The following is a 22,014-nucleotide window of genomic DNA, read 5'->3' on the forward strand; positions in this document are numbered from 1 at the left end:
TCACCTCATTTGAATGAATAGAGGGGACTAAATGTTTTTGCATATGTTTCAAATTCTCTTAAAGCATCTTGACGTGTATCACTTGCTAACAATTGTTCTTGAAGCTCTTCAATTTTTTTCACAAGTGCACTGCCTACAACGACACCGTCACTCAATTTATTCATTGAGTCTACCTGCTCTCTTGTTGAAATGCCAAAACCTACCGCAACCGGTATGTGACTCAGCTGTTTCACTTGTTGAATAAAATCAGTAATCGATGCGTCAAAGGATTGCCGGACACCTGTTACACCAAGAGATGAAACACAATACACAAAACCTTCTGCCTGCTCTACGATTTTTTCTAATCGTTCTTTGCTTGTTGGTGCAACGAGCGAAATATATGAAATGTCATGTGTTTGACAGTTCTTCTGCAGCTCGCTGCTCTCTTCAAACGGCAAGTCGGGTGTTAAGAGTCCCGAAATATGATTTTTGCGCAGTAAAGCGAAAAAGTATTCTGTGTCTAATTGTAACACAGGATTGTAATACGTAAATAGAATTACGGGAATTTTTACACCGTTTTTTTTCATCTTCCCTGCTAATTCTATCGCTTTTACGATATTCATGCCATGATTTAGAGCTCTTTTGGAGGCTCTTTGAATGACAGGACCGTCCGCTAGTGGATCGGAATAAGGAACACCTAGTTCAATCGCATGTGCACCAGCTGCTTGAAGAGTGATGGCTAAATCAATGGTGATCTCTTCTGACGGATCTCCTGCCGTGATAAATGGAATGAATAATTTCTCATCTTGCTCTAATTGAAATGTGATCATTTTGTTTTGTCCTCACTTTCAAGCACATTCATTAATGTATGCACATCCTTATCTCCTCTTCCTGACAGACAGACAAGGACGATTTCGTCTTCACTCATATTCTGGCTCATCTCAAACGCTTTGGCTAAGGCATGTGCTGATTCAATCGCTGGCAGGATTCCTTCTTTTTCTGTCAGCAGCTTTAGCGCATCTAGTGCTTCTTGATCAGTGGCACTGACATATTGAACCCGGCCGCTTGCATGCAAATATGCGTGCTCTGGTCCGATCCCGGGATAGTCTAATCCAGCGGAAATAGAATACGGCTCAATAATTTGGCCAAATTCGTCTTGGATCAGATATGTTAAAGATCCATGAATTACACCTTTTGTTCCTTTCGTGATGGTCGCTGCATGAAGGGGGGTATCTATTCCTTTCCCTGCTGCTTCTACACCAATGATATCTACCTCTTCATCTAAGAATGCTCTGTACATTCCAATGGCATTACTCCCGCCACCAACGCAGGCAATGACTTTATGAGGAAGCTGACTTTCTTTTTCAAGTATTTGCGATTTTGCCTCATCACCGATCATCCGCTGGAATTCACTGACGATTTGAGGATACGGATGAGGTCCAACGACTGATCCAATCATATAAAAATGATCGCTGCAGTGCTGGACCCAATAGCGGATGGCTTCGTTGGTTGCATCTTTTAATGTGCCGTTCCCGCTTGTGACAGGTATGACCTCAGCGCCGAGCAGTTTCATTCGGAATACATTGAGTGATTGTCTTTCCACGTCTTCTTTTCCCATAAATACGGTGCAGGATAATCCAAACTTTGCTGCCACCGTTGCAGCAGCTACTCCGTGCTGACCTGCTCCTGTTTCGGCGATAATGTTTGATTTCCCCATTTTTTTCGCTAGCAGGGCCTGACCAAGTGCATTGTTAATTTTATGAGCGCCTGTATGGTTTAAATCTTCTCTTTTTAAATAGATTTTTGCACCACCGAGGTATGCTGATAATTGGTCAGCATATGTGAGCGCAGTCGGTCTGCCTGAATAGTTTTGCAGAAGCGATATATATTCCTTTTGAAAAGCAGGGTCTTCTTTTAAGTCACGAAATGCTTTCTCGATTTCTTCTAGTGGCTGCATGAGCGTTTCTGGGACAAATTTCCCTCCGAATTCTCCATATCTGCCAATCTCATTTGGATATGCGTACATCGTTTAACATCCTTTCTTCGAGCGCTTTGATCTTTGCTCTGCTTTTCTTCCCGTTTTCTTCTATTCCACTTGAAAGATCGATCGCTTCTGGACCGTAGGCAAGCAGCTCTGTAATCGTTACTGGCGTCACTCCGCCTGCAATGACGCAATTTTTTCTCAGATGCTTTGCATGCTGAACGTATGTAGGCACCGCCTCCCATGCAAAAGCTGTTCCAGAACCGCCTCTCATCCCTTTTACTTTCGCATCAATGAGAAAGCCATCGACAAAGGGTGCAAATGCCATCATTTTTTCGAGCGTTCCTGTTACATTGGGCTCGTGGTGAAATACTTTCCACACGATAGCCCCTGTTTGTTGTTTTATTTCTTTTGCGTGTTCTCTTGTTTCATCTCCATGAAGCTGCACGATATCTAAAGGAATGTGCTTTGTGATGTCGCACACTTTTTGTATTTTTTCATTCACAAACACACCGGCGATATCTTTCTCGCACTTTGTTTGGGTGAGCCAGTGTTTCACTTGATCTGGATGGACTTGTCTTTTACTTGGAGCAAAGATAAAGCCGATGGCGTCCGCTTGAGATTGCGCGATGCAATCGACATCCTCTTGTGTGACAGCCCCGCAATATTTTAAATAAGGCTTCGTCATGTTCATTCTCCAAACAATGTCTGAACAGCTTTTTCCTGGGATTGTTCTCTCATTAATGATTCGCCTACAAGAACAGCACTCGCTCCATGCTTTTTCACAAAGGTCAGATCATCAAATGTCTGAATACCGCTTTCACTCACTAGTAAGACATCCTTTGGAACAAGTGGTGCAATCTCTTTTGTTTGCTCGACTGTTGTTGTAAATGTATTTAGATTCCGGTTGTTCACTCCAATGATCTCAGGAGTGAACATATTTAAGATATTTGCCAGTGTATCTGCTGCATGTACCTCAACGAGGACATCAAGTCCTTTTTCTTTTGCTTCAGCATACAGCTCATACAGCTTTTGCGGCTCAAGGACTTCTCCAATTAATAAGATGGCATCAGCCCCTATGCGTTTTGATTCTTCTACTTGTATGGAATCAATGATGAAATCTTTTCTTAAAATTGGACATGCTACGTGTTCTTTAATGAGGGACAAGTACTCGTTTTTCCCTTGGAAAAACGGTTCATCCGTTAAGACAGATAAGCAATCTGCATTTGATTTTTCGTATGCTTTTGCTGTTTGTAAAGGATCAAAATTTGGCTGAATGATTCCTTTGGAAGGAGACGCTTTTTTTACCTCAGCAATAAGTCCGATCGAGCGATGAGGGTTCATAAGTGCTGCTTTAAATGATCGTCTTTCATAGTGTTCATCATCAGGTAATTGCAAGGTTTGGATATGTTCTTTTTTACGAGCGATAATTTGATTAAGCATAGATCTCTACCTCTTTCTTTTTTTGTTTTAAACGGGCTAATTGTTCTTTGGCTGCGCCGTTTTTAATCGTTTCTAACGCTTTTAATGTTCCTGCCATCAGGCTTTCTGACTTTCCTGCGACATATAGAGCTGCTCCAGCATTGAGGGCTGTAATATGAAGCGGCGCTCCTCCCGTTTGATGATTCAATATATTCTGAATTAAGTTAGCACTCTCTTCCGGTGACTGGACCTGAATGTCTGATAAGTGCCCTTTTTCCAGCCCAAAGTCTTCTGGGTTTAGCGTATATTCTGTTATGACATCTTTTTTGAGTTCAATCACATATGAATTTGCTGTAATCGTTAATTCATCCAGCCCATCTTCCCCGCAAACAAACAGGACATGTTCTGGCACTAAAGGTGCAAGGGCTTTCGCCATTAATTTTGCCTTTTCCTTTGAATACACCCCGATGATTTGCTTTTTGGCTTGCATCGGATGGCAAAGCGGACCTAATAGATTAAATACCGTCCGAAATCCAAGCTGCTTGCGGACTGCTGCTACTTGTTTCATAGATGAATGATAGAGCGGTGCAAATAAAAAGCCCATGTTTTTCTGCTGTATTTGTTGTCTCGTTTCTTCTGGTGTGGACTGAATTTGGATCCCAAGACATTCTAGCACGTCAGCACTCCCACTTTTAGAAGAGACCGACCGATTTCCATGTTTGGCGATTTTGGCACCAGCAGCGGATGCTACAATGGCTGCGGCAGTTGATATATTAAATGTCGATAGCCCATCACCTCCTGTACCGCACGTATCAACGACATCAAGCGACGCTTTCATTGGCGCTGCATTTTGCCTCATTGCTTTCACGAAGCCTGTCATCTCTTCAGAGGTTTCCCCTCTAAGCGCTAAAATGGATAGACTTGCAGCGACTTCAGCATCTGTTAAAGAGCCGCTCATCATATCATGCATGAGTCTGTTCGCTTCATTTTCTGATAGGAATCCTCCATTAACAAGAGCTGATAGTCGTTGATTCATCTTGCACACTCTCCTTTTCTGAGAAAATATGTTCAGCAAGCTGAATGGCTTTCAGAAGCGCCCCTGCCTTGTTACATGTCTCTTCCCATTCATTTTCAGGAACAGAATCAGCGACAATACCAGCGCCTGCTTGTATAGAGGCGGTCTGATTTTTAACGCTCATGGTGCGAATGGTAATACAGGAGTCGATATTGCCGTCGAATCCAATATAAGCAATACAGCCGCCATACGTTTCTCTTGGCTCTGGCTCCATTTCATTTAATAATTGCATCGCCCTAATTTTCGGTGCACCTGTTAATGTGCCTGCTGGAAAAGCAGACATGAGCGCATCGACTGGATGCGTATCTTGCTTCAGCTTTCCTGTCACAATGGAGATGATGTGCATGACGTGTGAAAAGTTCACTACTTTTGTAAAAGTCGGGACGGATACACTGCCGTATTCTGCCACGCGGCCTACATCATTTCTGGCAAGGTCTACTAACATATAATGCTCTGCTTTTTCTTTTTCATCATCTAGCAGCTCTCTCGCTAGTGCAGCATCCTTTTCTTTTGTCGTTCCTCGTTTTCTTGTGCCTGCGATTGGATGAATTTCTAAGTGCCTATTCTTGGCATGAATTAATCGTTCTGGCGAGCTTCCAACTAAATCGCGATCTTTTAATTTCATAAAATACATATAAGGAGATGGATTCACAATCCGAAGCACACGGTACAATTCAAATGAACTCACTGACACAGGAATATCAAACCGCTGTGAGAGTACCCCTTGGAAAATATCACCCGCTCTAATGTACTCTTTGATTTTTTCTACGTCCTTTAAAAATTGCGTTTTTTCATATGTTGACGTCACTTGTTCAAAGGACGGTGGTTCGTTCATATTCCCTGATAAAATCAGTTCTTTCATATCAATCTTCGTGTGAAGCTGCTGAATCAAATGTTCAAGCCGCTCTTGATTTTTCTTGTAAACTTGTATTTTTTCGTCCTTTGTTTCATTTCCAGTCAGCTGAGTGTATTGAATAAAATGAACATGATTCGTTTCATGGTCAAAAGCAATCATCGTTTGACAGACAAATAATGTGCAATGGTCTGCAGGCGATGCGTTCCTATGCGGCCTGACAGAAGGTTCAATGCTTGGAATGAGATCATAACTCAAGTACCCAACGGCTCCGCCTGTAAATGGAATGTCAACATCTGGTGTCTTGATTTGGTATTGCTCTTTCATCCAGTCTAGTAAATCTTTCAGCTCTTGCTTTTGCATCACTTCCTGCCCCGTAGCATCACATGCAATATATTGGTCTTGGTCGTCATGCAAGGTTAAGAAAGGGTGTAATCCGATGAAGGAATATCTCGACCAGCTAGAAGATTCGTCTTTGCTTTCTAGCAGATACACAATATCCTGCTTAAGTTTCTCAACAATTTGAATGGGTGAAAGTGTATCGACTGTAATGGTTTCAACAATCGGTATCGTTTTGTAGGACTCACTGTCCCTTAAAAATTGGGTAAGGTTTGATTGGAATTTCATAAACACACTCCTTAAATGGGATTAAGGAGAATGAGGGGACATATAGAGGGTTTGTGTGAGTATACGAAATAAGCCTAAAAGAGGTTTGCTCTTTTAGGCAGTATGATTAAATAGAAGTATCGTATCTCAGCTCAACTCTACTCATCTCAACTACCCTAGTCTCATTCTCATCTTCTCTAAGCTTGCATTTGCCGTTTACACCTATGTGTAAACTTCGGCTGTTCATATCGTATTATAATTCCTTGTTTTTTGTCAACTGTAAATCAGGGCGAAGCGTAACGGCTTCTTCCAAGTACACATGCTGTATGTCTTCCTGCTTTGTATCTGTCTGGACGGTCATTAACACCCGAATGCACTGTTTTAGACCGCCATCAATGTCCAGCTCCTGCATACAAGTGACAGGCACATATGTCCAGCCTTCAAACTGACGAAGTGCTTTTGCCGGAAAAACGGAGTGAATATCTTGTGTAGCTGAAATCAAGATCTGCACGACACGCTCTGGATCTACTTGGTTTTTTGAAATAATGGCTTCTAGCAGCTGTTTCGTTTTGTTTAACACTTCTTTTTCTGTATCTTCTGTCACAGTTGTAGCCCCACGTATCCCGCGAAACATCATAGACACCCCTCCTCCCGTTTCCATTCTTCGAGCCAATGATACAGCTCATCTTTTGTGAAAGAATGCAGGGTAACGTCTCCAACCTGTTTTAATAAAACAAATTGAACACTGCCGCCTCTTGCCTTTTTATCACCAATCATGCGATCAACAAATGTTTTCGTTGAAATATCTTGCGTGACTTGTACTGGGAATCCCAGTTCTTTCATCCACATTTTTAGTTCCTCACGATGAAGGCGGAGTCCTAGTTGCTTTTCGCTCACATATAAAGCAAACTGCATACCAATCGCAATCGCATCTCCGTGAGTGATGGCTCCGTATCCATACTCCGCTTCAATGGCATGCCCAAGTGTATGGCCTAAATTCAAATATGCGCGCACGCCTTGTTCTTTTTCGTCTTCTTGAACAATCGATGCTTTGACTTGGATCCCTTGATACAGCATATGTGCCAGCTTGCCCTTTGATAATTCCGTCAAAGAACGAATGGACAGCAGTTCTGATAAAAAGTCTTCACTTGAAATCAGCGCATGTTTGATGACCTCAGCGAAGCCCGATCTCAGCTCAATTTGAGAAAGTGTCTCAAGCATACTAGTATCATAGATCACAGCTTTCGGCTGATGAAACGCACCTATTAAATTTTTACCAAGCGGATGATTGATCCCTGTTTTCCCGCCGACTGCACTGTCATGTGCTAGCAACGTGGTCGGAACTTGAATAAAATCAATGCCTCTCATATAAGTGGCAGCAGCAAATCCAGCCAAGTCGCCAATCACGCCTCCTCCTAGCGCAATGATGCAGGAGGAGCGATCGAGCTGAAATTGAATGGCTTTCGTATGAATATGCTCAAACTGCGCAAAAGATTTCGATTGTTCTCCGTTTGGCACCACCACTTTTTGTACTGACCACTTCTGTTCAAGTAATCGCACCATTTCATCACCGTAAATAGCATCAACGGCTGAATCTGTGATGATCATGAGCTTGGTAAAGGAATGCCCAGTGGAAGTCATCAAGTCTACGATATTGCGTTTAATCCCATCACCGATATATACAGGATAAGTGGCTGAAGACGTCTTCACTTCCAGTGTTTTCATTAAAACTCCCTCTGAAGCTGGCGCATTTTTTCAACATTTTCTTTAATGCGATCCATTTGGTCAAGACCAAACTGCTCAACGACTGCATTGGCAATTTCCCATGCCACGACTGCTTCTGCGACAACACTTGCGGCAGGAACAGCACAGCTATCAGAACGCTCAATACTTGCAGAGAAGGGTTCTTTCGTTTCAATATCAACGCTTTGAAGAGGCTTATAAAGAGTTGGGATTGGCTTCATGACCCCTCTAACGACAATCGGCATGCCAGTTGACATTCCGCCTTCAAGACCACCTAAGCGATTTGTTTTTCTCGTATAGCCTTTTTCTTCATCCCAGATGATTTCATCATGGACCTCACTGCCATTTTTAGAAGCCGCCTCGAAGCCAATACCGAATTCAACCCCTTTAAAAGCGTTGATGCTAAGGACAGCTCCAGCAAGCTTGCTGTCCAATTTGCGGTCATAATGAACATAGCTGCCGACTCCAACTGGCATACCTTCAACAATCACTTCGACAATGCCGCCAATCGAATCGCCGTTTTTCTTAGCTTCGTCGATAGCATCCATCATTTTTTGACCTGCTTCACTGTCATAACAGCGAACTGGTGATTCTTCTGTTACCTTTTGCAAATCTTCAATAGACTCATATGCAGTATCAGCAGCTTTCACTCCGCCAATTTCAAGGACGTGACCAGCTACCTTGATCCCTAGATGAGCTAAGATTTGTTTGGCTACTGCTCCTGCTGCCACGCGAACTGTTGTCTCGCGGGCTGATGAACGCTCTAATACGTTTCGCATATCACGGTGACCATATTTAATCGCACCATTTAAATCCGCATGCCCTGGTCTTGGGCGAGAGATTTGACGCTTCATTTCACTCTCTTCTTCCTCAGTGATCGGCTCTGCCCCCATCACCTTTGTCCAGTGCTTCCAGTCATTGTTTTCAACAACAAGTGTAATAGGAGAACCTAATGTTTTCCCGTGGCGAACACCACTTAACACTTTTGCTTGGTCTTTTTCGATTTGCATTCTTCTTCCTCGGCCATGACCTTTCTGTCTTCTAGCCAGTTCATAATTGATATCATCCTGCTCTATGTAAAGTCCTGCTGGAACTCCTTCAATAATTGTGGTCAGTTGTGGACCATGTGATTCACCTGCTGTTAAGTACCTCATGACTTAATCTCCCTTCATCGCATTAACGCTTTTAAGTAAAACTATGATAACACACTTGCTACTAAAAAGTCAGCTAGATACCCTTCTTTTGATAAAAGAAAGTATCAGCAGATGTCAGTCCAAACTTTTCCGGGTGAAAAATTTGTTCTGTGGAACCAACAAATAACACACCATTTTGCTTTAAACTGTTGCTCATTTTCAAGTAAATCTCTTCTTTCGCCTCTTCTGTAAAATAAATAAGTACATTTCGGCAGACGATGAGATCAAGCTGTTTTTCATATGGATCTGCTAAAAGGTTGTGCTTCTTAAATTGAATGTGCTTTCGAATCTCATCTTTCACAGTGTAAAATGAAGAATCTTCTTTTGTGAAATATTTTTGTTTGATCTGATCTGGCACCTCTTGCAGAGAGCGTTCATGATATCTCCCTTTTTGTGCTGATTGCAGGACTTTATCATCAATATCAGTTGCAATAATTTGGAAGTCCTTCACAAGAGGATGACTTGACAGCAGCATCGAAAGGGTATACGGTTCTTCTCCTGTCGAGCATGCTGCACTCCATATCTTTACGTTTCCACTGTTTTTTAAAAGCAGCGGAAGAATTTTTTGCTCAAGTACTTCCCAGCGCTGATAGTTTCGGTAAAATTCTGACACATTAATGGTCATTCTGTCCATTGTTTCATCTAACAGCACTCTATCCTTTTCAAGAGCAGCCGCGAATGTTTCAAAATCTTTATATCCTTTTTTATCATAAAGTGATGTTAATCTTCGTTTCATTTGTGCTTCTTTATAGAGATTCAGATCAACCCCGGTTAGTTTTTTCCATTTTCCAACAAATACTTGATATTGATCCATCAATGTCCTCTCCTGTCTCATCTATCTTTGTCCTAGTATAGCTGTTTTTATTAAAAATTTGTATCATCTCATGCGAAATTTCGTATAGAAATATCAATATAAAAAAAGCCAAAGTGCTCAATTGATGAACACCTTGGCTTGAACCTTAATAAATCCAGCTTGAGATGGTTTGATCCCAGTTTGTGAGTTCTTCTTGTTTAAAGAATAAGTTGATTTCTCTTTCAGCACTTTCTGGTGAGTCTGAGCCATGGATAATGTTTTTTCCAACGGTTAATCCATAATCTCCTCTTATTGTGCCTGGCAGTGCTTCTTTCGGGTTTGTTTTTCCAATAATCTGCCTTGTCACATCTACTACCTGTTCACCTTGCCATACCATAGCAAATACAGGTCCTGACGTAATAAAGTCAACCAATTCTCCGAAAAATGGTTTTTCTCTATGCTCTCCGTAATGTGTTTCTGCTACTTCTTTCGGAATACTCATTAGTTTTGCACCAACAAGCTGAAGTCCCTTTTTTTCGAATCTTGACACAATTTCACCGATTAATTGTCTTTCAACACCATCAGGTTTGACCATAAGAAATGTTTTGTCCATATACGTTTTCCACCCCGTCGTTATGTATGTATAGGCTTACATTGTTACAGAGTGATCGTATCATTTTTTTTTATAATAATCAATTTTTGACAAAAAATTTCACAAAAAACCAATCAACCAAAAGTTGATTAGAATTTTCGTTTCCCAATATATTTTGCAATGGAGGCTAACGACGTTTTCGCTCGTCCACGTGGAAGCTTGTCAAGCTGTTCAAATGCCTTTTTCAAATACATTTCACTCACTCGAATGGAGCGGTCGATCGCATCTGTTTGTTTGAGATGTTCAATCACAGGCTTCAGCTGCTTTTCGGTCGTTTCGCTATTAATCAGCTTCAATTGTCCTTCTAGTGTCGGATCCTTTAGTGCATATAAGACTGGAAGTGTGACATTCCCTTGTAAAAGGTCTCCACCAACAGGCTTCCCTAGCTCTTCTTCAGTTGATGTGAAGTCAAGGACATCATCAATGATCTGGTAAGACATGCCAACATAGTATCCAAACCAGTAAAGGGCTTTATGTGTTTTTTCATCTGTCCCTGCTGCAATGGCACCTAATTGACAGCTGCCTGCAATGAGCAAGGCTGTTTTTCTCTTAATTCTTCTTAAATATGTACGAAGATTTTGACCCATGTTGTATTTGTCTTTTACTTGCTCTATTTCACCAAGACAGAGCTCGACAACCATTTTTGACAAAATTTCATGTGCCATTGGGTGATTGATCTTAGTCATGTACTCAAGCGATCGTGCAAACAAGTAATCCCCTGTGTACATGGCAATTCTATTGTCCCATTTTGCCTTAATCGTTGGCTTCCCTCTTCTCAGCTCTGCATCATCAATGACATCATCATGAACAAGCGATGCCATATGAATTAATTCCAGGGCAACAGCAACATATTTAATTTTATTAATGTCATAGTCGCCAAACATGCCTGAAAGGAGAACAAAAACGGGGCGGATTCGTTTTCCGCCCGCTTGCAGCAAATGAAGACCTGCTTCACTTAATAATGCATAATCAGAGCGAACTGTTTGTTCAAGCTCTTTTTCAATTATATCGATATCATGATTTAAAAAAGAGATCATTGCTTTTAGTTTCATTATCTTCACCCAAATATCGTTTATTCAAAGCTTCTTTCCGATATGTGTTGCTGCTACACCGCCTGTAAATGGATGATACGAGACATCAGACAAACCGGCCTCTTCGAAAAGAGCCGCCAGCTCTTTCATGCCAGGAAACGTTTTGGCTGATTCTTGAAGCCATGAATACTCCTGATAGCTTTTGGCAAACAGCTTACCAAAAAGCGGCATGATGTATTTGAAATAGACATAATAGCCTTGTTTAAAGCCAATCATCTCAGGCTGTGATGTCTCAAGGCAGACAACCATTCCACCAGGCTTCGCCACTCTTGTCATTTCCTTTAACACCGTTAAGTAATCAGGGACATTTCGAAGGCCAAAACCAATTGTCACATAATCAAATGTGTTATCCTCAAAAGGAAGCTCCATTGCATTGCCGTGGATCAATTCAATTTGATTGTAGCCCCCTGTCTTCACCTTCGTTTCACCGACACTCAGCATATTTTTACTAAAATCAAGGCCTTTGACCTCGCCCTTTTCTCCGGCAGCGTCTGCAAGCGCAATGGTCCAATCGGCTGTTCCGCAGCATACATCTAATGCTTTGGCTCCTTTTTGAACATTCATGAGCTTCATTGTTTTATCGCGCCATTTTTTATGCTGTTTAAAGCTGATGACAGAGTTCATCTGATCATAGTTTTTATAAATTTTTTCAAATACACCGTGTACTCGCTGTTCTTTTGATTGCTGCATGACTTACCCTTCTTCCACTTTCTGATGGTACGCAGGCTCATTTTTCATATGATCCAAGCGATTTAATAGCTCTTTTTGAACGACCGGAGATGAATCAAGATACTTCTTGATCGGCAGTTTGGCTTGCTCATAGCCTTCATTCTCAAAGTTGTCAAAACATGTATAGGCGTCCGTATAGCTATCGTTCAAAAAAAGTTTTAAATGTTTGTCATCTTCTGCTTGTTTCATAAAACGCTTATAAACAAGGAAACGACTTGCAATCTCATTCCAATGCGTTAATTGAAAATGCTCAGAAATCCTTTGGAATAGCGCAGACTCCACTGTAGCTACACTTTTGTAAAAGTGCGCTGCATCTTGAATGGATCGATCATACAGTCTAATTTTATGTTCATTAATCTCTTTAATTGCCGTAGCGAGCGTGCGGATCATGTAAATGTCTTTCATGTCAGAGAGAAGAGAATAATAGAGACCGCTGAAATAGTCTCCTGCTAGGATGGTCAGCTGACGATTTTTGAATTCGTCTTGTTTGATGGCTGCAGCAGTTGTGACTTCGTCATGGGTATCAAGGGCAATTTGCACAAGCATCGCCGTTAGAATATAATTTTCTTTTTTCTCTGCATCAATTTGAGCTTCATCAAACATAGCATGAAAAAGAAGGAGCTTATCTTCATCGATGAGTGGCGCACGCAAATGCTTTGCCAAATAAGGATGAGAAAGCTTTTTATTTAATTTTATATTTAGATTAGATAAAATTCCGTAGATGTCTTGCAAAGATATCACCCTTGTCCCAAAAATTACAGTTTCATATGTAGCCCTGCACATTGTATAGAGATTTATTATACCATATGAGCTCTCACTTTTATGCTATCAAGTGCATACTCGTGCTCTATTTCTTTGCTTCGCTTTGAATTTCACCGAAGCTTGTTTGAATGACAGCATCGCCTCTTACTTTAATGGCTGACGTATGCTCAGTAAATTGTGCGATAATGACTTCACCTTTATCGAGTTTTTCGGAATGGTGAAATCTTGTATCAGAGCCTCTAGTTAAGCCGATTACGTTTACACCATTATCAATGGCTTTAATGACCACAAAATCAGATGCTTTTTTTTCACTCAATCTGTTCACCTTCCATCTATTGATTAGTCGTTTTTAATAAAGGAAAGCACTTCTGCTCTTGCTGCCGCATCATTTGCAAATGTGCCGCGCACTGCTGATGTGACCGTTTTGGCACCAGGCTTTTTCACTCCGCGCATCGTCATGCACATATGCTCTGCTTCAACGACAATCATCACACCATGCGGATTTAGTGTTTCCACCATACTATCTGCAATGGTTGATGTAATACGTTCCTGAAGCTGCGGGCGCTTTGCAACGGCCTCTACTGCTCTTGCAAGCTTGCTAAGTCCCGTTACTTTCCCTCCGCGCGGAATATAAGCGACATGGGCTTTTCCATAGAAAGGTACAAGGTGGTGTTCACACATTGAATAGAAAGCAATATCTTTTACAAGAACGAGTTCTTCATGATCTTCACCAAAAATGGTTTTAAAATGTTCTTTTGGATCTTCATTTAATCCCGAGAACACTTCTTCATACATTTTTGCTACTCGTTTTGGGGTATCAAGAAGTCCTTCACGATCCGGATCTTCTCCGATCGCTTTTAATATATCGCGTACAGCGTGTTCGATTAGTTCTTTATTTATTTCACTCATGTATTATATCCTCCAAAGGCGATTACATTTCAATCAGATTCTAGCACACTTCAGATCCTAAAAGCAAAGGAGAGCGTTCTAAACGAACCTTTTGAATCAAAAGGAAAAGCCCCTTATCGAAGGGGCTTTTCTAGACCAGTGTGAAACTGTATATGTATAACTCCTTAAATAGGATGATTACACATAACGATTATTTACCTGCCACCGCGTCTTTAAGTGCTTTACCTGGTTTGAAAGCAGGTACTTTGCTTGCAGGGATTTCGATCTCTGCACCAGTTTGTGGGTTACGTCCTTTACGAGCTGAACGCTCACGTACTTCAAAGTTACCAAAACCGATAAGTTGGATTTTGTCACCATTTTTAAGTGCATCTAAAATTGTATCAAAAACAGAGTCAACTGCTTTTGTCGCGTCTTTTTTAGATAACTCGCTTGCTTCAGCAACCGCGTTAATAAGTTCTGTCTTGTTCATGCCTTTCACCTCCTCCCAAAAATATGCAGTCAGTAGATTGTTATCATTTCTTCACAATTCATCTTCTTTCTATACACTTTTTTGAAAAAAAGAGCGTCTAGAAAGCGTCATACATGGCTTTTCATTAGAAAACTTCTCTTTGAAGGAATGTTTGTCCAACAAAGTGAAGATTTTCTGTAAGTAGATTAACACATATGAAATACCATATCAAGCATTTTAAAGGGAAGAATCCTTATTCGTCAAGGATTAAGGGCACTTTTGCGAACGAATATTCCTAATTTTAGTTGAATCTGACTAATCTTTATACAATTGTCTTTTTATGACTCATATAGCACGCAAAAAAAAGACCCCTATTAAAGAGAGGTCTCACATGTTATAGAATAATCGCGATCAGACCGCCTGATCCTTCGTTGATGATTCTTTCAAGTGTTTCCTTCAGCTTATATCTTGCATTTTCTGGCATCAGAGACAGCTTTGCTTGAATGCCTTCTCTGACAAGGGAGCTGAGTGAGCGTCCAAATATATCTGAATTCCAAATCGAAAGCGGATCATCTTCGAAGTCTTGCATTAAGTAGCGGACAAGCTCTTCACTTTGTTTTTCTGTTCCGATAATCGGTGCAAATTCGCTCTCTACATCCACCTTAATCATATGAATAGATGGAGCAACTGCTTTTAATCTCACGCCGAATCTTGATCCTTGCCTAATGATTTCAGGCTCATCTAAACTCATATCTGATAAAGCGGGCGCTGCAATCCCATAGCCAGTTTGCTTCACCATTTTTAATGCGTCTGACACTTGATCATATTCTGTCTTTGCATGCGCAAAATCTTGCATGAGCTCTAGAAGGTGGTCTTTGCCCCTAATTTCCACACCAACCACTTCTTTTAAAATATGATCATATAGATCATCTGGCGCATACAGGTCAATTTCTGCGATGCCCTGACCCATTTCAATACCCGCTAAGCCCGCTCTTTCAATAAAGTCAAATTCACTGAATTGACCAACGACGCGGTCGACATCTCTTAATCTTTTAATATCCTTTACGGTTTCCTTCACTGAATCCTGATAACTCTCTCTTAGCCAATGATCTTCTTTTAGCACCATGACCCAGCTTGGCAGGTTCACATTCACCTCAAGCACTGGGAATTCATATAATGCTTCACGAAGAACACTGAGTACGTCTTGCTCTCTCATACTTTCCACACTCATGGCGAGTACTGGAATATCATACTTTTGGCTGAGTTCCTGGCGCAGCGCTTCTGTTTCAGGATGATATGGTCTCACGGAGTTGATTACCATAATAAACGGCTTTCCAACCTCTTTGAGTTCATCAATCACACGTTCTTCAGATTCAATATAGTCATGTCTTGGGATTTCGCCAATTGATCCGTCTGTTGTAATCACAACACCGATGGTTGAATGCTCTTGAATGACCTTGCGTGTACCAATTTCTGCTGCTTCATGAAATGGGATTGGTTCCTCATACCACGGTGTGTTGATCATTCTCGGTCCATTTTCATCTTCATACCCGCGTGCACCAGGGACTGTGTATCCTACACAATCTACAAGCCTGATGTTGACATCAAGACCGTCACTCACGTGAATAGATGCCGCTTGATTTGGCACAAATTTTGGCTCTGTGGTCATAATGGTTTTTCCTGCTGCGCTTTGAGGCAATTCATCCTGTGTTCTTGCACGGTCTGCCTCATTATTGATATTCGGGAGCACCACGAGCTCCATAAACTTTTTAATAAACGTAGATTTCCCTGTACGAACAGCTCCAACGACTCCTAAATATATATCGCCTCCTGTTCGTTCAGCGATATCCTTGAAAATATCGACTTTTTCCAAGTGATCCCCTCCCGGACTTGCTATCCTCGTTTTCAAATAAAATACTCTATACTTCAATCAAACTGTGCTTGAAAGGTGTCTGGACAATATATGTGTATGACGTTGTCCTATTTGAATATGACACCTTTTTTGTTTTGAGAGTAAGTTTAGCCATAAAAAAACCTTTCTCCTCATTTATATGCAGAGGAAAAAGGTTCATTCTTGTTTATGTCGTCTTTTTTTCTAAAAAGGCAGGCTCACCTTTTTTGTTGATTGTATATGGCACAGAAAACGCGGGTACAAACGGGGTTTCCTGCCAATATACATCTTGAATGTTTTCACCTGGTTTCAGCTTTTGTTTCGTGTTTTTCAAAATATGAGCAAAATCACTGCGATAGTCCACATAGATTTCGCCATTTGATGAAATGAGTAATGGGAGGGAATTCCCCGTAACAGGACTCATGACCGTAGGCGGCGCTTTTAATCCTAGTTTTTTTTCATTTAACGTATATAAATCTTTGGACACAACTTTGCCGTAGGGCGGATATGTATGTTCGTCTTGATATATTTTAATTCTAAGCCGTAATTCACTGATGGTTTGCGTCATTTTGACATCAAGCAGTTTCACAGTTGGGTTTTTTTCGACGTCTGTGAGGACATAAATATATTCGCCTCCGCCTTCAAAGGATGTAGACGGTACATCGTGTAAATACCTTGGTGATAAGCGCTTAAAGTCGATGACGTACTTCTGATAAACTGGCGTGTCTGCTTCTTTTGTTTCAATTGGCAAAAGACCATTTGTCGCTTTTTGAAACTCCTCGATCGCTGTCTGCACACTTTGCAGCTGCTCCTCGTATGGCACCCGGTTTTCAGCTTTGCGATTCTCTGGATAAAGACATCCTGTAAGTAAAATAAGTGCTAACAACGTGACACTGACTTTCGCTTTGATCATCACATTCTTCCTTTTTCTTTATTCATTGACCGGCCCGCTAAATACAACTAAAAATACAATGATGCCTGATATGAGCATCAAGCTGTATGCGACGGTCGAGGCTGTTATTTTCAGAAATCGGCTTTTCAGCTTAAACCTGCTGAAATAGATGGTTACTACGGCTAAAAACATGAGCCCCATTGAACCAAGCGCAAACCACATCTTGATTAAAGCAAAACTCATCGTGCCTGTCCCCCTTCAAAACGAACAAATTGTAAGCGTTTATATTTCATTCTAAACCAAAAATAAGGTAAATATCAATCATTTTTCCAATCATTCGGGAAAAAGCGCATAAAAAACTGAAGCAAAGAGGGGGGACTCTGCTTCAGTCATTAAGTCGACTATTTTTCCTCATTCTGTAGAGGCAAAGCTCTATTCAAACTTCATTGCTATGTTATGCAAGTCTTCCCCTTCTTGCATCCTCTACATGCCTAAGTTCAGTCTTCCAATTATTTTGTTTGGTTTTCGAACATGTTCACAAGGTCTTCCATCTCATGTGTTTTCACACGTGCCATCAGTGATTCTACAGCATCGTCTACCTTTTTCCCTTCAAACAGGACATGGTAAAGCGCTTCTGTAATGGGCATGCTGACCTTGTATTCTTTGGAGAGCTGGTATGCGCCTTTTGTTGTGCGGACGCCTTCGACAACCATCCCCATTTTTTCAAGTACTTCTTCAAGCTTATACCCTTTACCGAGTAAATTCCCGCAGCGCCAGTTACGCGAATGAACACTTGTACATGTGACGATCAAATCTCCAACGCCTGTTAAACCGGCAAATGTAAGGGGATTCCCTCCCATTTTTGTACCAAGACGTGCGATTTCAGCCAGTCCTCTTGTGATGAGTGCCGCTTTCGCATTGTCACCATATCCAAGTCCGTCAGTGATTCCTGCCGCAAGGGCAATGATATTTTTCAGTGCTCCGCCAATTTCCACACCAATCACATCAGGATTTGTGTACACTCTAAAGTTGTTGTTCATGAACAAATCTTGAACAAATTGAGCCGCTTCAATATTTTCTGATGAGACAGTGACTGTTGTCGGATGACGCAAGCCTACTTCTTCTGCATGACTCGGTCCTGATAGGACAACCACAGCTTCTCTTTGCGAGGCTGGGACTTCTTGTTCAATCATTTGAGAAATTCTGAGAAGTGTATCTGGTTCAATTCCCTTGCTGACATGAACAAATGGCACTTTCGTTGAGATCAGCTCATTTGCCTGCTTCAATACTTCACGAATGGCCTTTGTTGGCACAGCGACAATAATCGCATCTGTCCCCTCTAAAGCCTGCTTCATATCTGTTGTCGCCTTAATAGACGCTGGCAGTGCGACATTTGGCAAGTAATCATGATTTTCATGTTTCTCATTAATTTGATCAATCAACTCTTGTCTATGTCCCCACATGTGTACATCATGATGATTATCAGCTAATACAAGCGCAAGAGCTGTTCCCCAGCTGCCTGCTCCAAGTACTGAAATTTTCTTCATCCTGCTCACCCTTTTTATTTTCTCGCTCTCGCAAATATTTTAATCGGTGTTCCTTCAAAACCAAATGCATCTCGAATCCGGTTTTCTAAGAAACGCTCATAAGAAAAGTGCATAAGCTCTGGATCGTTTACAAACACAACAAAGGATGGAGGCTTGATGGCCACCTGTGTTACATAGTAAATTTTCAGGCGTTGTCCATTATGGGTCGGCGTTGGATTCATCGCAACGGCATCCATGATAATATCGTTCAAAATATTGGTTTGAACGCGCATCGCATGATTTTCACTAGCTGTAATGATCGACGGCATTAACGTATGAATTCTCTTTTTCGTGAGAGCCGACATGAATAAAACAGGTGCATAATCAAGGAATTGAAAATGCTCGCGAATGTTTTGCTCGAATTCCTTCATTGTACGCTCATCTTTTTCAACAGCATCCCATTTGTTCACAATGATTACAACGGCTTTACCGGCTTCATGTGCGTAGCCTGCAATACGTTTATCCTGCTCAATAATTCCCTCTTCACCATCAAGAACAACACCAACCACATCAGAACGATCAATGGCTTTTAATGCACGTAGCACGCTGTATTTCTCTGTTGTTTCATACACTTTCCCTTTTTTTCTCATACCTGCTGTATCGACAATGACAAAGTCACGCTGATTGTACGTAAACATCGTATCGACAGCATCTCTTGTCGTACCAGCAATGTTGCTCACAATCACGCGTTCTTCCCCGAGCATAGCATTCACCAAAGAAGATTTCCCTACATTCGGGCGGCCAATTAAGCAGAATTGTACAACCTCTTCATCATACTGTGTATCTGGCAAGTTTTTAAAATGCTCTGCGACTGCATCAAGCAGATCACCAAGGCCTAATCCGTGCGTTCCAGAAATCGGATATGGCTCGCCAAATCCAAGTGCATAAAAGTCATAAACGTCGCTTCTCATTTCAGGGTTGTCCAGTTTATTGACAGCAAGTACGACTGGTTTTTTCGTGCGATATAAAATTTTTGCGACTTCTTCATCCGCAGATGTCACACCATCTCGGCCATTCACCATAAAGATGATGACATCCGCTTCATCCATTGCGATTTCTGCCTGATGGCGAATTTGCGCCAAGAACGGCTCATCTCCAATATCTATTCCACCAGTATCTATTAAATTAAAGTCATAATTTAACCATTCAGCAGAGCTATAGATTCGATCTCTTGTTACACCAGGTGTGTCTTCTACAATCGATATTCTTTCGCCTGCGATTCGATTAAAAATTGTAGATTTTCCAACGTTGGGCCTTCCAACAATGGCTACGACAGGTTTACCCATAGTACCCTTCCTTTCAATCCAGCCGCGATTCAATATGTTCATCATCATGTTTCAACCGGGATTTAAAATTTTCATTCAGTTTTTTATGAAATAAACCCTTCAAACATGAAGGGTTCAACTTATATATTATATCAATTTTTAATCAGACCACAATGAATAACTTAAAAATGTTTAACAATCAAGTAAAGATCTTCACCAATTCCGTGTGCAACCCCATCCAAAATGGCCTCTAAATTCATAGCATACATGTCGAGTTCTTCTTTATTTTCACAGAAAAAAACCGCTGTTCCTCCAATGACTCGCTCTTTATTTGTTGTGGCCACAGCCAATATGAATTGCTCAATTGTGTTCGCCATTTCTCATTACCTCGCTTTCTTTTTAATGAAATCTGTCGGCATTCTAATGGCATTTTCTAGAATTGGCACCTCTTCTAATACACGAACAGCCAAATCTTCACGTTTCCATTGTGGTAAAATAAACACGCCAAGTGTGCCGTTATTCAGATCACGTTTTGCAAGCGGACAAAGCGATGGTTCACCAGAATCACGATACACGCCAAGCACATTGGATAAATCAAATAAAATCGCTTGCCGCTGTCCAAGGTTTGCAATCGTTGTGGCCGAGTTAAAATTCTTCGGAGTCAAGATGAATCCCATTCCATGCTCTAATATTAGTTTTTGCTTTTCAGGAAGCCCGATATTCATAATGTAAATATCATTCACGTAAAGTCCTGCCCCGTCAAAGCGAAGTTCGCCTTTTTGAATATTGACGATATCCTTTAATTGGCTGCCAGACATCAATAGCTTTGCCATGAAAATACAAAGAATACCGACCACTGTTCCAACAACGAGCGAGAAGAAAATACAGGCTGTGGTTGTAATAAGCGCAGTGAGAATGGCAATATAATTTCGGCTTTCAAAGGCAATGGCAATGCCTTCAATATATGTACTGCCTCTTGAAACAAGCTCATATGAATCCAATTGGGTTAACGTATTTCTTTCCATATTACGTACATCACGAAATTGCGTGGCTGCTAGCGTTAGAAAGGTAATCGCAGTAAATTCCTCCTGAATCAGTGCAGGCATAATGATTGCACCAAGCCCTGACGCGATAAAACCAAGTGCAATGTGAATCACTTGTCCATGAATATACGTAGGGTATTGCCGATAATCTGTTCTTAGCATATAAAGCCTGGCCGCCATCCCAAAGATGACACCAATAATCACAGGAAACGTGTAATCCGTCATGTTGATTTTGCAGCCCCTTTAACTGGTTTTCTGGAAGAACGGGCGCTCAAGAGCTTTTCAAGCTGATCTACACCTAATAGGAAGATGGCGCCTTGAACAACAAGGGAAAGAAACGAGAGATCTCCTATGACAATCGATGATGTGAGACGATGAATCGTAAGCGCATAAAGAGCTTCGCCGAGACACACAGACATCATCCATAAGGTCATTCGTTCCGTTAACTGGTGTCCATATGTCAAACACATCAGGATCAGCAAAGCAAATATAGCCCAATCCACCTTTATTATCGTGAACCAAACCGGGTCATATAATGCAAAAATCATAAAAAAGGCATACGCGCTAACCATTGAACATAATTGCATGATTCTCATAATTCGATAAGCAGGCCGGAATATGACGAAGGCCATACAAGCATATAAAAAGGTCATCAAAAACCCTGCATTGATGCTGATGTCTAAAATGGATATCATGAAATGACTGAAGATAATATGAACAAGTACACATACTCCTAGCACGCTGCGCAAAGTGCTTTTTTCCATGATAAACGTCACCATAATCCAAACGAACCATATTGACCAATAATAGTACAGAGCCTCCAACGCCTCATCACCTCAATTACATTATGGGAAAATCTCCAGTTTTTAAACGTGCGGGAGCGTTACGGGCTTTGTATGAAATGAACAAGAGGTGACACCCTAATGGTTGAGGAGGGATGTATGATGGGTAAGGATAGACAGGAAAAACGCCTAAAGGCGTCAAGAAGAGTTGAATCTGATCGTGATCAATCAATTCATCATAAAGGGGCAACAAAATTAGAAGGTCCAGAAAACGCTCGAAAAAGAAATCAATAAAAAAGGCATGTGACCCTCACATGCC

At 41.2% G+C, this 22,014-nt stretch carries 26 protein-coding genes; 1 reads left to right on the forward strand and 25 read right to left on the reverse strand.

The features are described 5' to 3' along the window. Positions 1–5: 5 nt before the first annotated feature. The 25 genes from trpA to ACSLGF_RS02025 form a co-directional block, all read right to left on the reverse strand. Positions 6–809 (reverse strand): tryptophan synthase subunit alpha, encoded by an 804-nt coding sequence (trpA, locus tag ACSLGF_RS01905; protein WP_456001956.1) that lies wholly within the window; start codon positions 807–809, stop codon positions 6–8. Continuing rightward, entirely contained in the window at positions 806–2,005 is a 1,200-nt protein-coding gene (gene trpB, locus ACSLGF_RS01910; RefSeq protein ID WP_456001959.1) for a tryptophan synthase subunit beta, read from the reverse strand. Before trpB ends, trpA begins: the two co-directional genes overlap by 4 nt. Next, complete coding sequence (locus tag ACSLGF_RS01915) at positions 1,986–2,654, reverse strand: phosphoribosylanthranilate isomerase (RefSeq protein ID WP_456001961.1); 669 nt, start codon at positions 2,652–2,654, stop codon at positions 1,986–1,988. The genes trpB and ACSLGF_RS01915 overlap by 20 nt, the downstream gene beginning before the upstream one ends. Continuing rightward, on the reverse strand, positions 2,651–3,403 hold the full coding sequence (trpC, locus tag ACSLGF_RS01920) for an indole-3-glycerol phosphate synthase TrpC (protein ID WP_456001964.1): 753 nt from the start codon (positions 3,401–3,403) through the stop codon (positions 2,651–2,653). The genes ACSLGF_RS01915 and trpC overlap by 4 nt, the downstream gene beginning before the upstream one ends. After that, the gene (trpD, locus tag ACSLGF_RS01925; protein WP_456001967.1) at positions 3,396–4,418 is read right to left on the reverse strand and encodes an anthranilate phosphoribosyltransferase; all 1,023 of its coding nucleotides are present in this window, start codon (positions 4,416–4,418) and stop codon (positions 3,396–3,398) included. The genes trpC and trpD overlap by 8 nt, the downstream gene beginning before the upstream one ends. Beyond that, positions 4,390–5,937, reverse strand: a complete 1,548-nt coding sequence (gene trpE / locus ACSLGF_RS01930) for an anthranilate synthase component I (protein ID WP_456001970.1) — start codon at positions 5,935–5,937, stop codon at positions 4,390–4,392. Before trpE ends, trpD begins: the two co-directional genes overlap by 29 nt. Positions 5,938–6,169: 232 nt before the next feature. Next, a complete protein-coding gene (gene aroH / locus ACSLGF_RS01935) occupies positions 6,170–6,553 on the reverse strand; it encodes a chorismate mutase (protein WP_456001973.1) in 384 nt (127 codons plus the stop codon). Then, positions 6,550–7,641, reverse strand: coding sequence for a 3-dehydroquinate synthase (gene aroB / locus ACSLGF_RS01940; protein ID WP_456001976.1), 1,092 nt, complete (start codon positions 7,639–7,641; stop codon positions 6,550–6,552). The genes aroH and aroB overlap by 4 nt, the downstream gene beginning before the upstream one ends. Then, complete coding sequence (gene aroC / locus ACSLGF_RS01945) at positions 7,641–8,813, reverse strand: chorismate synthase (protein WP_456001979.1); 1,173 nt, start codon at positions 8,811–8,813, stop codon at positions 7,641–7,643. The genes aroB and aroC overlap by 1 nt, the downstream gene beginning before the upstream one ends. A gap of 73 nt (positions 8,814–8,886) precedes the next feature. After that, entirely contained in the window at positions 8,887–9,666 is a 780-nt protein-coding gene (locus ACSLGF_RS01950) for a CheR family methyltransferase (RefSeq protein ID WP_099728086.1), read from the reverse strand. Between the two features lie 145 nt (positions 9,667–9,811). Next, positions 9,812–10,258, reverse strand: a complete 447-nt coding sequence (ndk, locus tag ACSLGF_RS01955) for a nucleoside-diphosphate kinase (protein WP_456001982.1) — start codon at positions 10,256–10,258, stop codon at positions 9,812–9,814. Positions 10,259–10,386: 128 nt separating this feature from the next. Continuing rightward, a complete protein-coding gene (hepT, locus tag ACSLGF_RS01960) occupies positions 10,387–11,349 on the reverse strand; it encodes a heptaprenyl diphosphate synthase component II (RefSeq protein ID WP_456001985.1) in 963 nt (320 codons plus the stop codon). 24 nt (positions 11,350–11,373) lie between these two features. Then, positions 11,374–12,078: a demethylmenaquinone methyltransferase gene (locus ACSLGF_RS01965; protein WP_456001988.1), complete on the reverse strand. Its 705-nt coding sequence runs from the start codon at positions 12,076–12,078 to the stop codon at positions 11,374–11,376. 3 nt (positions 12,079–12,081) lie between these two features. Beyond that, entirely contained in the window at positions 12,082–12,849 is a 768-nt protein-coding gene (locus ACSLGF_RS01970; protein WP_099728089.1) for a heptaprenyl diphosphate synthase component 1, read from the reverse strand. Between the two features lie 115 nt (positions 12,850–12,964). After that, entirely contained in the window at positions 12,965–13,195 is a 231-nt protein-coding gene (mtrB, locus tag ACSLGF_RS01975; RefSeq protein WP_034318894.1) for a trp RNA-binding attenuation protein MtrB, read from the reverse strand. A 23-nt stretch (positions 13,196–13,218) separates the two neighbouring features. Further along, complete coding sequence (gene folE / locus ACSLGF_RS01980; RefSeq protein WP_456001992.1) at positions 13,219–13,788, reverse strand: GTP cyclohydrolase I FolE; 570 nt, start codon at positions 13,786–13,788, stop codon at positions 13,219–13,221. A 190-nt stretch (positions 13,789–13,978) separates the two neighbouring features. After that, a complete protein-coding gene (gene hbs / locus ACSLGF_RS01985; RefSeq protein WP_003215863.1) occupies positions 13,979–14,257 on the reverse strand; it encodes a non-specific DNA-binding protein Hbs in 279 nt (92 codons plus the stop codon). A gap of 373 nt (positions 14,258–14,630) precedes the next feature. Next, positions 14,631–16,109: a stage IV sporulation protein A gene (gene spoIVA / locus ACSLGF_RS01990; RefSeq protein WP_456001995.1), complete on the reverse strand. Its 1,479-nt coding sequence runs from the start codon at positions 16,107–16,109 to the stop codon at positions 14,631–14,633. Between the two features lie 205 nt (positions 16,110–16,314). Continuing rightward, on the reverse strand, positions 16,315–17,040 hold the full coding sequence (locus ACSLGF_RS01995; RefSeq protein ID WP_456001998.1) for a hypothetical protein: 726 nt from the start codon (positions 17,038–17,040) through the stop codon (positions 16,315–16,317). Between the two features lie 18 nt (positions 17,041–17,058). Beyond that, the gene (locus ACSLGF_RS02000; protein ID WP_034318888.1) at positions 17,059–17,262 is read right to left on the reverse strand and encodes a DUF2768 domain-containing protein; all 204 of its coding nucleotides are present in this window, start codon (positions 17,260–17,262) and stop codon (positions 17,059–17,061) included. 266 nt (positions 17,263–17,528) lie between these two features. Beyond that, positions 17,529–18,566 carry an NAD(P)H-dependent glycerol-3-phosphate dehydrogenase gene (locus ACSLGF_RS02005; protein ID WP_456002001.1) on the reverse strand — a complete coding sequence of 346 codons (1,038 nt, stop codon included), beginning with the start codon at positions 18,564–18,566 and terminating at the stop codon, positions 17,529–17,531. A gap of 14 nt (positions 18,567–18,580) precedes the next feature. Next, the gene (gene der, locus ACSLGF_RS02010; protein ID WP_456002004.1) at positions 18,581–19,891 is read right to left on the reverse strand and encodes a ribosome biogenesis GTPase Der; all 1,311 of its coding nucleotides are present in this window, start codon (positions 19,889–19,891) and stop codon (positions 18,581–18,583) included. A gap of 161 nt (positions 19,892–20,052) precedes the next feature. Further along, positions 20,053–20,247 carry a capping complex subunit for YIEGIA gene (locus tag ACSLGF_RS02015; protein ID WP_456002007.1) on the reverse strand — a complete coding sequence of 65 codons (195 nt, stop codon included), beginning with the start codon at positions 20,245–20,247 and terminating at the stop codon, positions 20,053–20,055. 6 nt (positions 20,248–20,253) lie between these two features. Beyond that, positions 20,254–21,138, reverse strand: coding sequence for a YIEGIA family protein (locus tag ACSLGF_RS02020; RefSeq protein WP_456002010.1), 885 nt, complete (start codon positions 21,136–21,138; stop codon positions 20,254–20,256). Then, on the reverse strand, positions 21,135–21,737 hold the full coding sequence (locus ACSLGF_RS02025) for a YphA family membrane protein (protein WP_456002013.1): 603 nt from the start codon (positions 21,735–21,737) through the stop codon (positions 21,135–21,137). Before ACSLGF_RS02025 ends, ACSLGF_RS02020 begins: the two co-directional genes overlap by 4 nt. A 120-nt stretch (positions 21,738–21,857) precedes the next feature. On the opposite strand from ACSLGF_RS02025, the gene ACSLGF_RS02030 reads away from it, so the two are divergent. Continuing rightward, the gene (locus ACSLGF_RS02030) at positions 21,858–21,989 is read left to right on the forward strand and encodes a YpzI family protein (RefSeq protein ID WP_456002016.1); all 132 of its coding nucleotides are present in this window, start codon (positions 21,858–21,860) and stop codon (positions 21,987–21,989) included. Positions 21,990–22,014 lie beyond the last annotated feature (25 nt).

It is taken from the genome of Bacillus sp. A015, from assembly GCF_053851875.1.

Excerpts from the sequence above, each read along its gene's own strand:
- hepT (WP_456001985.1), bottom strand. The coding sequence starts at position 11,349 with ATGAAACTAAAAGCAATGATCTCTTTTTTAAATCATGATATCGATATA.
- aroB (WP_456001976.1), bottom strand. The coding sequence starts at position 7,641 with ATGAAAACACTGGAAGTGAAGACGTCTTCAGCCACTTATCCTGTATAT.
- ACSLGF_RS02020 (WP_456002010.1), bottom strand. The coding sequence starts at position 21,138 with ATGACGGATTACACGTTTCCTGTGATTATTGGTGTCATCTTTGGGATG.
- trpA (WP_456001956.1), bottom strand. The coding sequence starts at position 809 with ATGATCACATTTCAATTAGAGCAAGATGAGAAATTATTCATTCCATTT.
- trpC (WP_456001964.1), bottom strand. The coding sequence starts at position 3,403 with ATGCTTAATCAAATTATCGCTCGTAAAAAAGAACATATCCAAACCTTG.
- ACSLGF_RS01995 (WP_456001998.1), bottom strand. The coding sequence starts at position 17,040 with ATGATCAAAGCGAAAGTCAGTGTCACGTTGTTAGCACTTATTTTACTT.
- aroC (WP_456001979.1), bottom strand. The coding sequence starts at position 8,813 with ATGAGGTACTTAACAGCAGGTGAATCACATGGTCCACAACTGACCACA.
- aroH (WP_456001973.1), bottom strand. The coding sequence starts at position 6,553 with ATGATGTTTCGCGGGATACGTGGGGCTACAACTGTGACAGAAGATACA.
- der (WP_456002004.1), bottom strand. The coding sequence starts at position 19,891 with ATGGGTAAACCTGTCGTAGCCATTGTTGGAAGGCCCAACGTTGGAAAA.
- trpE (WP_456001970.1), bottom strand. The coding sequence starts at position 5,937 with ATGAAATTCCAATCAAACCTTACCCAATTTTTAAGGGACAGTGAGTCC.
- ACSLGF_RS02015 (WP_456002007.1), bottom strand. The coding sequence starts at position 20,247 with ATGGCGAACACAATTGAGCAATTCATATTGGCTGTGGCCACAACAAAT.
- ACSLGF_RS02005 (WP_456002001.1), bottom strand. The coding sequence starts at position 18,566 with ATGAAGAAAATTTCAGTACTTGGAGCAGGCAGCTGGGGAACAGCTCTT.
- ndk (WP_456001982.1), bottom strand. The coding sequence starts at position 10,258 with ATGGACAAAACATTTCTTATGGTCAAACCTGATGGTGTTGAAAGACAA.
- ACSLGF_RS01950 (WP_099728086.1), bottom strand. The coding sequence starts at position 9,666 with ATGGATCAATATCAAGTATTTGTTGGAAAATGGAAAAAACTAACCGGG.
- ACSLGF_RS02000 (WP_034318888.1), bottom strand. The coding sequence starts at position 17,262 with ATGAGTTTTGCTTTAATCAAGATGTGGTTTGCGCTTGGTTCAATGGGG.
- ACSLGF_RS01915 (WP_456001961.1), bottom strand. The coding sequence starts at position 2,654 with ATGAACATGACGAAGCCTTATTTAAAATATTGCGGGGCTGTCACACAA.
- trpD (WP_456001967.1), bottom strand. The coding sequence starts at position 4,418 with ATGAATCAACGACTATCAGCTCTTGTTAATGGAGGATTCCTATCAGAA.
- hbs (WP_003215863.1), bottom strand. The coding sequence starts at position 14,257 with ATGAACAAGACAGAACTTATTAACGCGGTTGCTGAAGCAAGCGAGTTA.
- ACSLGF_RS01965 (WP_456001988.1), bottom strand. The coding sequence starts at position 12,078 with ATGCAGCAATCAAAAGAACAGCGAGTACACGGTGTATTTGAAAAAATT.
- trpB (WP_456001959.1), bottom strand. The coding sequence starts at position 2,005 with ATGTACGCATATCCAAATGAGATTGGCAGATATGGAGAATTCGGAGGG.
- folE (WP_456001992.1), bottom strand. The coding sequence starts at position 13,788 with ATGAGTGAAATAAATAAAGAACTAATCGAACACGCTGTACGCGATATA.
- ACSLGF_RS02030 (WP_456002016.1), top strand. The coding sequence starts at position 21,858 with ATGGGTAAGGATAGACAGGAAAAACGCCTAAAGGCGTCAAGAAGAGTT.